This window comes from Paludibacterium yongneupense DSM 18731 (assembly GCF_000422925.1).
GTDB lineage: Bacteria > Pseudomonadota > Gammaproteobacteria > Burkholderiales > Chromobacteriaceae > Paludibacterium > Paludibacterium yongneupense.
Map to the genome: position 1 here is coordinate 1 of NZ_AUGZ01000039.1, position 11,788 is coordinate 11,788.

8 protein-coding genes are annotated in these 11,788 nt (G+C 62.7%); 5 read left to right on the top strand and 3 right to left on the bottom strand.

Annotation, left to right across the window (positions count from 1 at the left end; genetic code table 11):
• Positions 1–403 precede the first annotated feature (403 nt).
• Positions 404–1,621 carry a bifunctional glutamate N-acetyltransferase/amino-acid acetyltransferase ArgJ gene (gene argJ / locus G520_RS0113040; protein ID WP_036666316.1) on the bottom strand — a complete coding sequence of 406 codons (1,218 nt, stop codon included), beginning with the start codon at positions 1,619–1,621 and terminating at the stop codon, positions 404–406.
• A 104-nt stretch (positions 1,622–1,725) separates the two neighbouring features.
• Entirely contained in the window at positions 1,726–3,522 is a 1,797-nt protein-coding gene (gene recQ, locus G520_RS0113045) for a DNA helicase RecQ (RefSeq protein WP_028536053.1), read from the bottom strand.
• A gap of 296 nt (positions 3,523–3,818) precedes the next feature.
• Between recQ and G520_RS0113050 the strand changes: the two genes are divergently transcribed.
• Genes G520_RS0113050 through G520_RS0113065 form a run of 4 tightly spaced genes read left to right on the top strand, consistent with a single transcriptional unit; the run spans position 3,819 to position 8,613 of the window.
• Positions 3,819–4,304, top strand: a complete 486-nt coding sequence (locus G520_RS0113050; protein ID WP_028536054.1) for a surface-adhesin E family protein — start codon at positions 3,819–3,821, stop codon at positions 4,302–4,304.
• A gap of 48 nt (positions 4,305–4,352) precedes the next feature.
• Positions 4,353–5,138 (top strand): ParA family protein, encoded by a 786-nt coding sequence (locus tag G520_RS0113055; RefSeq protein ID WP_156876942.1) that lies wholly within the window; start codon positions 4,353–4,355, stop codon positions 5,136–5,138.
• Between the two features lie 9 nt (positions 5,139–5,147).
• Positions 5,148–7,754 (top strand): ATP-binding protein, encoded by a 2,607-nt coding sequence (locus tag G520_RS0113060; protein ID WP_028536056.1) that lies wholly within the window; start codon positions 5,148–5,150, stop codon positions 7,752–7,754.
• A complete protein-coding gene (locus G520_RS0113065; protein ID WP_028536057.1) occupies positions 7,726–8,613 on the top strand; it encodes a response regulator in 888 nt (295 codons plus the stop codon). Before G520_RS0113060 ends, G520_RS0113065 begins: the two co-directional genes overlap by 29 nt.
• Before the next feature lie 3 nt (positions 8,614–8,616).
• On the opposite strand, the gene G520_RS0113070 is transcribed toward G520_RS0113065, so the two are convergent.
• Positions 8,617–10,854, bottom strand: a complete 2,238-nt coding sequence (locus tag G520_RS0113070; RefSeq protein ID WP_028536058.1) for a DNA internalization-related competence protein ComEC/Rec2 — start codon at positions 10,852–10,854, stop codon at positions 8,617–8,619.
• A gap of 114 nt (positions 10,855–10,968) precedes the next feature.
• On the opposite strand from G520_RS0113070, the gene G520_RS0113075 reads away from it, so the two are divergent.
• Positions 10,969–11,742 (top strand): class I SAM-dependent methyltransferase, encoded by a 774-nt coding sequence (locus G520_RS0113075; protein ID WP_028536059.1) that lies wholly within the window; start codon positions 10,969–10,971, stop codon positions 11,740–11,742.
• Positions 11,743–11,788 lie beyond the last annotated feature (46 nt).

Below are 11,788 nucleotides of genomic sequence, written 5' to 3' on the forward strand. Positions count from 1 at the left end.
TCTTTAGCTAATTTCGTACTTTGGCACGCAAGATTAAAGAACCAGTGGTCCTTCTCTTGCAGTGCAAGTGTCGGCTTCGGCCAGACACTCACACCTATCGGTTGTTCGTTTTGTTAAAGAGCAGTGCTGTCGGCGCCGTGTTTCGTTTGCGTCGTCAGCTGAGGAGACGAACTATACCGCCGCCCCCCTCCTCCGTCAATCCCTTATTTTGCCAAAAGCTTCAATTCAGCACATATCATGTGCCAAGTTACTGTTTTAACGGCACATATCCCATATGAACTTTTTTCAATCCCTTGCCACACCGGCGCCAGAACCCCATTCTCTGCTCGATTCCACCGCCGCAGGCATCGCGATAACATGAAAAAACCGCCCTGCGGGCGGTTTTTTCACAAGATTTCGTCAATCAGCTACGATAGTCGGCATTGATCTTTACGTATTCGTAGGAGAAGTCGCAGGTCCATACCGTCGCCTCGGCCGCGCCCCGATTCAACACGACGCGAACCTGGATTTCGTCCTGGCTCATGACGCGCTGCCCGTCTTCTTCCTTATAGTCCGGATTGCGCCCGCCCTGGCTGGCCACAAGCACGTCATCCAGATACAGCGCCATCCGCTCCACGTCGAGATCGTTCACCCCCGCGTAACCGATCGCACACAACAGCCGCCCCAGATTCGGATCGGAGGCGAAAAAAGCCGTCTTGACCAGAGGCGAGCGAGCGATCGCATACGCGACGGCCTTGCACTCGGCGACGGAACGGCCGGACTCGACGGTTACCGTTATGAATTTGGTCGCCCCCTCGCCGTCGCGCACAATGGCCTGGGCCAGCTCGGTGGCCACTTCCTGCAGCGCCGCTTTTAAAGCCGCATAGGCCGGATGCTGCACCGAATCGATCAAGGGCAGCGTGCTCTTGCCCGATGAGATCATGATGAAGCTGTCGTTGGTCGAAGTATCACCGTCGACCGAGATGCAGTTGAACGACGCATCCGCCACTTCCCGTACCAGCTGATTCAGTACCGGACGTGTAATCGCCGCGTCGGTCGCGACGAAACCGAGCATGGTCGCCATGTTCGGGTGGATCATGCCGGCGCCTTTTGCGATCCCGGTAATCGATACGCTATGCCCGTCCAGCTGCAACTGCCGGCTGCTGGCCTTGGCCTGGGTATCGGTCGTCATGATGGCGTGAGCGGCGGCCGACCAGTCGGCGGGATAGCGTCGCGGCAAAGCGGCGATGATCTTGTCGGCCGGCAAGGGCTCCAGAATGACGCCGGTGGAAAACGGTAGAATCTGTTCAGGGCTGCACTCCAGCTCGTCGGCCAGCGCCTGGCAGACGGACAGCGCACGACGACGCCCGTCCTCGCCGCAGCCTGCGTTCGCATTGCCCGTATTCACCACCAGCGCCCGAATCTGGACGCCGGCATCGAGGTGCGAACGACAGACCAGAACCGGCGCCGCGCAAAAACGGTTCTGGGTAAAAACACCGGCCACCGTATTGCCACGATCCAGGCGAATGACCAGAACGTCTTTGCGATCTGCGTGCTTGATTCCAGCTTCGGCGACCGAAAGCTCGACGCCGGCGACCGGCGCCAGCCGGGAAGCATCGATAGGGGAAAGCTTGACTGCCATGTCCATATTCTCCGAATAGATTGCGGTCCGCTCCGGCCCCCACACGGCGGCGACGGCGGTTTCAGCGGAAATTGTAACGGATTCGCGACGCGACCGGCCGCGATTCAAGCTTCATCCTGCGCCTCGCGCAACAGACGCAGCAAAGCCTCGCCGTAGCGCGCGAGCTTGAGCTCGCCCAGCCCGTAGATCCGGGCCAGCTCCTTGCGCGAGCCCGGCTTGTCTTCTATCAATTGACGCAGGGTGCGGTCCGAAAACACCGCATAGGCGGGAACATTGTGCTCATCGGCCACCTGCTTGCGCCAGCGGCGCAGTGTCTGCCACAAGCGCTCTTCGCGCTCGGTGCGCAACCAGCGCTCGCCACCGGCCCGCGTCTTGGTCTCGTCGGCCACCGGGCGGAGATAGACCTTCTCTTCGCCACGCAGAACAGGACGGCAGGCATCGGTCAGCACCAGCGATTGCCCGCGCACGATATCCACTTCGATCAGCTTGCGTGCCACCAACTGCCTGACCACCGAACGCCAGCCGCGCTGGTTCAGTTCGCGCCCGACGCCAAAAGTCGACAGGGTGTCATGCCCAAACGATGTCACGCTCTGGTTGGAACGTCCGAGCAGCACATCGACGACATGGCCGGCGCCGTGTCTTTGGCCGACCCGGTAGATGCAGGACAGCAATTTCTGAACGACGACTGTCGCGTCGTAGGTGGCTGGGGGATGCTGGCAGTTGTCGCAATGGCCGCAAGCCCCGCTCGCTTCACCGAAATGGGCGAGAATCTGCTGTCGGCGGCAGCCTGCCGTCTCGCAAAATGCCAGCATGGCATCGAGTTTGGTCAGTTCGACCTGCTTCTGCAGCTCGGCCATCTCCGAGCCTTGTATCATCTGGTTAAGCTGAACCATATCGTTCAGCCCGTAACATAGCCAGCTGGCCGCAGGCAGACCATCGCGTCCCGCGCGCCCCGACTCCTGGTAGAAATTTTCCGGACTCTTGGGCATGTCGATATGCGCAACAAAGCGCACGTCCGGTTTGTCTATCCCCATGCCAAATGCCACGGTCGCCACCATGACGATGCCGTCTTCACGCAGAAACTCGCGCTGGTTGGCCTCGCGCACCTCATGCGACAGGCCGGCGTGATATGGCAGCGCGCGGATTCCATTTTCCGACAGCCAGGCCGCGGTATCCTCCACCCTCTTGCGCGACAGACAATAAACGATGCCCGAAACGCCCGGGTACTCGCTCTGAATGAAGGTCAGAAGCTGCTTCTTGGCATTGTGCTTCTCGACCACCTGATAGAACAGGTTGGGGCGATCGAAACTCGACAGAAAAACCCGCGCCTCGCCCAGATGCAGGAAGTGCAGGATATCGGCCTGGGTCTGCGCATCGGCGGTCGCCGTCAGCGCGATACGCGGAATCGTCGGAAACTGCTCTGCGAGTTGTCCCAGTTGCTGGTACTCGGGGCGGAAGTCGTGTCCCCAATGGCTGACGCAGTGCGCCTCGTCGATGGCGAACAGGGCAATGTCGAGTTGTGACAAAAACGACTGGAACCGCGGCGTCAGCAAGCGTTCCGGTGCGACATAGAGCATGTCCAGCGTGCCGGCGCGCGCCTGGCGTTCGATATCGCGGACGTCCTCGGGCAAGGTCGCCGAGTTGAGACAGGCGGCAGCGACGCCAAGCTCGACCAGCGTCGACACCTGATCCTGCATCAGTGCGATCAGGGGAGAGACCACGATGCCGACCCCCGGGCGCAACATGGCGGGGATCTGGTAGCACAAGGACTTGCCGCCGCCGGTAGGCATCAGCACGAGAGCGTGCCCGCCTGACGCCACATGGTCGACGATCTGCTCCTGCTCACCGCGAAAAGCGGGGTAGCCGAAGACATTTTGAAGGAGGGAACGTGCGTCCTGCATGCGATGCGGTTTCCGTAACTGGACAGCCATTGTACGGGAAAGCACGTGGCTTGGCGTCGTCGCTCCGTCCGCGACCGGACCGCGCAAGCCCGAAAAAAGAGGGCCACCCCATATGGAGTGGCCCCGCAAGCCTATTTGGAGACAATGTGAAACGAAGAGAAACTGGCCCCTTCGCTTACTATGAGGGGGCGACTCGCCGTAAAGTTCCCGCGCCGGGCCGATACCTCCCCGTCGCGACAAGATTGGCCCGCCGCCGCCGGCTGTGCGACACTGGTGGCATCTATCGGAGGTGTTTCATGCTTTACCGTTCGCTTGTCCTGACTGCCGCCGCCGGAATCCTGGCGGGTTGTGCGACACAACCGCTGACCACCACGATCCCGCCGAAGCCGACGCCGACGGTGCCGGCACCCGTGATCGTCCCCAACTCCGACTGGGAGAATCTTGGGGTCTCGCCCAACGGCAATATCCTCAATGAAATCGACAAACTGTCGATCAAACGCGATGGCGACCAGGTCACCTTCCGCGACCGGAAAACCATCTTCAACCTGCGCCGGGAGAACTTTCTGTCGACGCCGCGGCACAAGATTTCGCTGAACAGTTGGCAGATTGACTGTAATAGCCGCACCTACCGTCTACTGGCGATGGTTTTGTTTGACGAGAACGGTCGGCAGGTCGCCAGTTTCTCCTATAATGACACTCAGATAAAACCAATGCCGGTGGTACAGAACTCGGCTAGCTATCAGCAGATGCTGTATGTGTGCAAACACAACGACGGTAGCTGATACGCGGCTTGCCCTGCCGGCCTACGAACAGAAAAGGATGCCTAGAGTATGCCGGCTGCAATTCGTCGAGTGGTATTCAATCAAAAGGGTGGGGTCGGCAAATCGACCATAGCGGTCAATCTGGCCGCCATCGCGGCCAGCCGGGGCAAACGTGTCTTGCTGATCGACCTCGACCCGCAAGGCAATAGCAGCCACTACCTGCTGGCGTCGGTGCCGCAGGAACGCGGAACGACGCTGGCCGATTACTTCCGTCAACTCCTCAGCATCTCCTTGTTCGATAAAGACGCCCCCTCCTTCGTCATTGCGACGCCGTTTGCCGGTCTGTCCCTGATGGCCTCGCACCCCGAGCTCGCGGAATTGATGATCAAGCTCGAGTCGCGCTACAAAATGTTCAAATTGAAGGAGACGCTCGACAGCCTGTCCGACCGTTTCGATGAAATCTGGATAGATACGCCGCCAGCGCTCAATTTTTACACCCGTTCGGCCCTCATCGCCGCCACCCGCTGCCTGATTCCTTTCGACTGCGATACCTTTTCCCGCCAGGCGCTGTACGGTCTGATCGAGAGCGTTGACGAGATCCGCTCCGATCACAACCCCGACCTCTCCGTCGAAGGCATCGTCGTCAATCAGTTCCAGGCACGGGCCAATCTGCCGCAACGCCTGGTGACCGAACTGCGCGAGGAAGGCCTGCCGGTACTGGAGTCCGCCCTGTCGTCTTCGGTCAAGATCAGGGAATCGCACGAAGCGGCCAAACCCATGATTTTCTTCGATCCCACCCACAAGCTCACGCGCGAGTTCGACGCCTTGTACCGCAGCCTGAGCGACGGTCGCTGACGAGATCCCATGCAAGGGCGCCTGCGTCCGGGGATGATGACCGCAGGAATCATCCTGTCCTTGCTGCTGCTGTGCGCCGAGTACCTGCTACTGGTGGATGACGCCCGCAGCAGGCAGCAACGTCAGCTGTCGAACTGGAGCAGTTTGTGGCTCGAGAATGTCGAGTCGCGCTTACAAGCCGGACTCGACAATGCCGCGCTGGTCGCCGCCAACTTTGCGGCCAGCAATCCCCGGGCACCGCTGGCGGAACACAGCGACATCCTGTTGCGCCAGGATGGCCTGTTTTTGTCCGCCGCCGTGCTGCACCGCGTTCCCGATTCAGAGCGGCAAGCCTACGAGCAGAGACAATCGCAACGCATCGTGGTATTGCAGAACGGGCGCCGGCTACCCAGTCCACCGCATCCGGTCTACTTCCCGGTCGAAGCCTATATCCCCGACACCAGCGACGGGTTGGCGATAGGGCTGGATCTCGGTTCCCGCAATGGCTGGCTGCACGCCATCGAGTCGAGCGGAAACCGGCAGCGGCCCGTTTTCGCCGCCTATCAGGCGCCAGGCGCGAAACTGAACACGCTCAATATCCTTGCCACCATCCCGGGCCGCCCCCAGCTCCTGCTACTGACGCTGGACTCGCAACGGCTGCTCGCCGCCGGACAAGGCGAGGCCAGTGCCCTGCGCGAACAACTCCGTCTGCTCGCTTGGGCCAGGCAAAACGGACGCGATCCGGTGCTCTTGCTCGATTCCCGACCGAACCTGCCTCTCCCTGCGGCCGCCCCCAGCGGAAGCATGACCCGCAAATTCGGCAATATGGGCATCCAGTTCGTGGTCTACCCGCTGGCAGCCCCGGCCACGCTGGAAACGCAAGACGCTCTCTCCTCACTCGTGCTACCGACCGGTCTCGGCGTGTTATTGCTATTTTTCCTGTACCGCCTCGCGCAGAGCAACACCCTGTTCCGCACCCAGCTCACGCGCCAGAATGCCTTACTGGAAGGGAATAATCGGGTTCTGCGCTCACAAGTCGAAGAACGCTCGCGTTCGGAGCAGGCGCTGGCGAAGAGCGAAGCCCGACAGCGCGCCATTCTGCAAGCCAGCTCCGAGGCCATTCTGCTGATCAACCGCAGCGGGCATGTAAGCGACGTCAACCCCGCCGCCGCCAAATTGATCAGACAGAGCGTCGCCTCGCTCACGGATCTGCCGATCGGAACGCTGCTGGTCGAGCTTTACGACCATACTCACAGCCAGAGTTTCGAAGACATGGCGTCTTCCTACGGCGGCCTGCCATTCGAAGCAAACCTGGTGCTCGGCGACAGTTCCCAACTTCCGGTCGAACTCTCGCTGTCCCGGGTCGTGTTGCCCGACGACGTGTTCTATGTGGCGCTCTGCCGCGATATCAGCGCGCGCAAAGCACACGAGGCCGCGCTGATCCGGCTGAAAAACAGCCTGGCCGAACAAGTCGACATTCAGCGCCGCCAATTGGCGGCGCTGCTGGATGCCAGCCCGCTGGCGATGGCCTATATCGCCGATCGCCGGCTCAAACAGGTCAACCACGCCTTCCTCGACTTGTTCGAGACCCAGGAAGATGCCTGCCTCAACCGCACCACCCGCCGCTATTTTGAAAGCCAGGAACAGTGGGATCGAACCGGGCGTATCCTGTATAACCTGCTCAATGAAGGCAAGGTGGTTAAAACCGAATTGCGCCTGCATTCGGGAACCGGGCGCCGCTTCTGGTGCCGCCTGTACGGCAAGGCCCTCAATCCCTCGCTGCCGGGACTGGGCACTATCTGGCTGTATCAGGATTTTTCAACGGAACGCGCGGCCCAGGATGCATTGCGCACGGCGAAAGAACTGGCGGAAGAGACCAGCCGCGCCAAAACCGAATTCCTCGCTAATATGTCGCATGAATTACGTACCCCCATGCACGCCATCCTCGGCTTTGCCGAAATGGGATATACCCGCAGCGGGCAGGTCACACCGGAAAAAGTTCGCCACTATTTCGCACGCATCCAGTCGAGCGGCGGGCGCCTGTTATCGCTGCTCAACGATCTCCTCGACCTGGCAAAAATGGAAGTCGGCCGCATGGATTACCATTTTGAAGATGTCGATCTTGCGCTCAGCCTCGACGAGGCCTGTGAAGAGCTCAATCCGCTGGCCGAGGCCAGAGGGTTGACCGTGACTCATCATTGCGAGCCCGCACCGATGCGAGCCTCGGCCGACCCGGTACGCATCGGGCAGGTCTTGCGCAACCTGCTGTCCAACGCGATCAAATTCAGCCCGCCGGGCAGCGAGGTCGAAATACGGATGTGGCTCGAACAAAGGCGCGCCCCATCCTGCGACCAGATTCGCTTCTCGATTCGCGATTGGGGTCCGGGAATTCCGCCCTCGGAACTCGAAACGATTTTCGACAAATTCATCCAGAGCAGCTCCACCAAGACCGGTGCAGGCGGCACCGGGCTGGGCCTTGCCATCTGCCGGGAAATCGTCCGCGCCCACGCGGGAGAAATACGGGCAGAGAATGCAGCCGAAGGGGGGGCGATCTTCAGTTTCACCATTCCGTTGATGTCCGCGCGGGATGGCACTTTGGGAGCAGAAAATGGCATACAAGCTTCTCTTGGTCGATGACGAACCGTTCAACCTCGAGCTGATGAGCGATTTGCTGCAGGAAGTCGGCTATCTGACCGTACACGCCCGCGATGGCACGGAAGCCTGGGCGATTCTGGAACAGCAAGGCGAAGAATTCGCCGCCGTTCTGCTCGACAAGATGATGCCGGGCATAGGCGGCATGGAAGTGCTCAAGCGCATCAAAAGCGCACCCAGGCTCGAGTTTCTGCCCGTCATCATGCAAACGGCTGTCGGCACCGCGGCCAGCGTCCAGGAAGGCTTGTCCGCCGGAGCCTTCTATTACCTGACCAAGCCCTTCTCACGCGAAATTCTGCTGGCCGTGGTCAACGCGGCGGTCAGCCACTGGGACCGCCACGCCTATTTTCGCGAAATCGCCACCCAGCAGATCGAAGCGTTGCACCATCTGGACGAGGCCCGCTTCAGCTTCCGCACCTTGAAAGAGGCGCAGCAAGTCACGGCCCTTCTGGCTCAGACATGCCCGACCCCTGAACGCGTGGCGACAGGCTTGTTCGAACTGCTGGTCAATGCCATCGAACACGGCAATCTGGAGCTGAGCTACGAAGAGAAGAGTCGGCTGCAGGAAGAAGGCCGCTGGGAAGCGGAGCTGGAACACCGCCTGGCCGGCAGTGAATTCGGCAAGCGCCATGTGTGCGTCGAGCTGCTGCGCGAGCCAGGATGCATCCGTTTCACCATCATCGATCAGGGCCAGGGTTTTGACTGGCAGGACTTCGCAGAAGCCAACCCGACCCGACTCATCGACAGTCACGGTCGCGGCATTCTGATCGCTCGCAAGCTGGCCTTTGACCATCTCGAATACAGCGGTCGCGGCAATCGCGTCAGCGCCATTATCAAGCTCTAGGTCTCACGTACCGGGAGGGGCGCGCCAGTAGCGGGGAAAGTCGCCGCGAAAGGTCGACACCGTCGGCAGCGCCCCCGCTTCCAGCGTGATGGCGCCATCGAGATCGGTGCGCAGCAGCCTGATGCCGCGTTCGCGATACCGGCGCAGCACCTCGGGATGCGGATGGGCAAAGCGGTTGCGATATCCGGCGCTGACGATGGCCCAGCGCGGTCGTACCGCATCGAGAAAAGCGGCAGATGACGAACTGCGACTGCCATGATGCGGCACGAGCAAAATCGTGGCCGCCAGCCCCCGCCCCAACTGCCGGACCAGCTCCTCTTCCACCACGGCGGGAATATCGCCCGTCAGCAACGCGGCATGATAGCGTCCGGAAACCAGCAACACGCAACTGCGCGCATTATTGCCGGACTCCAGCGGCAGCGATGCCGGCGCCAGCATGACAAAACGCACACCGTCCCATTGCCAGCGCTGACCGGGCCGACATGGCACCGCGCCGCGCCAGCTCTCCGGCTGCCCGGCCAGAACCCGTTCAGCCGGTACGGCTTGCAGAAGCGCCGGCGCCGCGCCGTCGTGATCGAAGTCGTGATGCGACAATATTGCCATATCGAGCCGCGACACCCCCAAACCCGCCAGCTGCGGCAACAGCACGGCCTCGGCGGCCAGAGCGCCGGTATCGAACAGGATACGGTGCCGCTCCGTCGCAATCAGAACAGACAAGCCCTGCCCGACGTCGAACACCGTCACCCTGAACACGCCGGCATCCGGGAGCGGGGGGCGATACACGCCCAGCGGCAGCAGCAACAGCAGGGCCAGTCCGCGTCCAGGCACGCCGCGCGGCGCGATCAACCACAGGGCCCCGCACAGGCCGCCTAGCCAGACCGGTCCGGGCAGGCCGGGAACGGCGAACTGCGGACCATTGCCCAGCAGGGCCAACCCATCCAGAAGACGCGCGCACAGCCATGCGGTGACTTGCAGCGGGCCGTCCAGCGGCAACGCGACCGCCAGCAGGGCCAGCGGCGTCAGCAGCAGCGAAACATAGGGAATGGCCAGCAGGTTTGCGAGTGGGGAAAGCAGTGGAACCTTGCCGAAAAACAGCAGCAAGGGCACCAGCGACAGGACGCCGGTGGCCCATTGTGCGAGCAAGGCGGCGTGGAAATGCCCGGGAGGCCGCCGCCGCCCGCGCGCAACGATCAGCAGGGCCGCCACCATGCCGAAGGATAACCACAGCCCCGGCGCCAGCACGGCGAAGGGATCGAACAGCAGTACGGCCGCCAGCGCCCCCCACCACAGCTGAAACGACGTGAACGCACGCCGCAGCTGCAGCATCAGGGTTATCGCGGCCAGAGTGCACAAAGTGCGCCGCGTCGGTACGGAAAGCCCCGCCAGCGTGGCATAGACCGCCGCAGCCGCCAGACTGATCCAGACAAGCAGCAAGCGGGCCGCGAGTCGACGGGGCGGCAGCCGTTTCAGAACCGCGCCGGCGAGCCAGCCTGCGATCCCCGCGACGATGCCTATATGCAACCCGGAAATCGCCATCAGATGCGTGACCCCGGTGCGCGCAAATAACTGCCAGTCCCGGCGGTCTATTCCATGCTGGACGCCGACAGTCAGCGCGGCGATCAGCCCCCCTTCGCGCGAAGGGCCAAGCACCCGACGGATGCGCTCGACGACGCCGGCGCGCGCGCGGTCGATCCGGCCCTGCATATCGCCGGCATCATCGAGACGCCTCGCGGGCATGAGCGGGGCCCCGCTGGCGAGTACGTCATTGGCCCACATCCAGCGCTCGGCGTCGAAACCGTAGGGATTGGCCGTCGCATGCGCCCCCCTGAAGCGTGCCGTCACCCGCCAGCGGCTTGCCGCAGGCCAGGTCGGCCGGTCACGCAGGAACAGCCTCACCTGCCGCGGCAGCACTGCTCCCTTTGTCAGTACCCGCTCCACTTCCAGCGTCAGGCTGCTCCCTCCCGCCGAGGCCTGCGGCACGCCGCGCACCGCGCCTTCGAACTCGATCGCCCGCAGTTCCCAGGCAGGCGGGAGGAGGCTTGCCCGCCGCTGCTCGATGCGCCAGCCCGCCCACCCCAGGCCGAGCGCAAGCCCCATGGCCGCGACCAGTGCCGGGCGCCAGGGCAAGTAAGCGCGCCACGGCCACAGCAAGGCCGCCAATGCGAGGGGAAGGCGCCATTCGGGCAGCGGCAGAGCGAGCGTCGCCACGACCCCGGCCACAAAGCAGATCAGCCAGATCATGGCCCATGGTAGTCCCGGCCGCGCCCGGCCGCAGCCGGGCGCGGCACAACGACACCGCTTGCCCGCCTCCGCGCCATGCCGTATTGTCGCGCCTGTGTGCACAGGATTGAAACAATGAGTACTCCCACGATTTTCTGCGCCGAACCGGCCCGTGCGGACTATGCGCTGCGGCTGGAGCAACGCTTCGGCCTGGAGAGGCTGAAACGCCGCCCCGATGCCGGCTACTGGCTCGAACTGGGCGCGGAGCGCCTGCAATTGATCACCGTCGGCAAGCATGGCGCCGTATTCGCCGAATTTGTCGATGGTGCGGCACGGCACCGGCGCGAACAGGGCGGAGGCCGCGGGCAGCCTGTGGCGCGGGCCGTCGGCTTGAAAGGCGGACAGACGCTCCCGACCATCGTCGACGCGACAGCCGGCCTGGGTCGCGACGCGTTTGTGCTGGCCAGCCTCGGCTGTCGCGTCACCCTCGTCGAGCGTTCGCCCGTCGCGGCGGCACTATTGCACGATGCGCTGGAACGCGCGTCGATGGCGCCCGAGGTCCAGGCCATCACGGCGCGCATGCAACTGGTGCACGCCAATGCCATCACATGGTTGAGCGAGCTGCCCGCCGACCGGCAGCCCGATGTGGTTTATCTCGACCCGATGTTTCCCGATACCGGCAAGAGCGCCGCAGCCAAAAAGGACATGCAAGCGTTTCAAACCGTCATCGGCGACGACCTCGACAGCGCCGCCTTGCTGCAAGCCGCACTCGGCGCGGCTCGCGCACGGGTTGTCGTCAAACGCCCGCGCCTGGGGGACACCATCGCCGGTCGCGCTCCGTCCGGGCAGATCGTGGGCAAGAGCACCCGCTTCGACCTGTATTCGCTGAAGGGAATGCCGCGCGATTGAATCGCTCAGCGCGCGAGCCAGCCCGCGACGGCGATCGCGACGAACA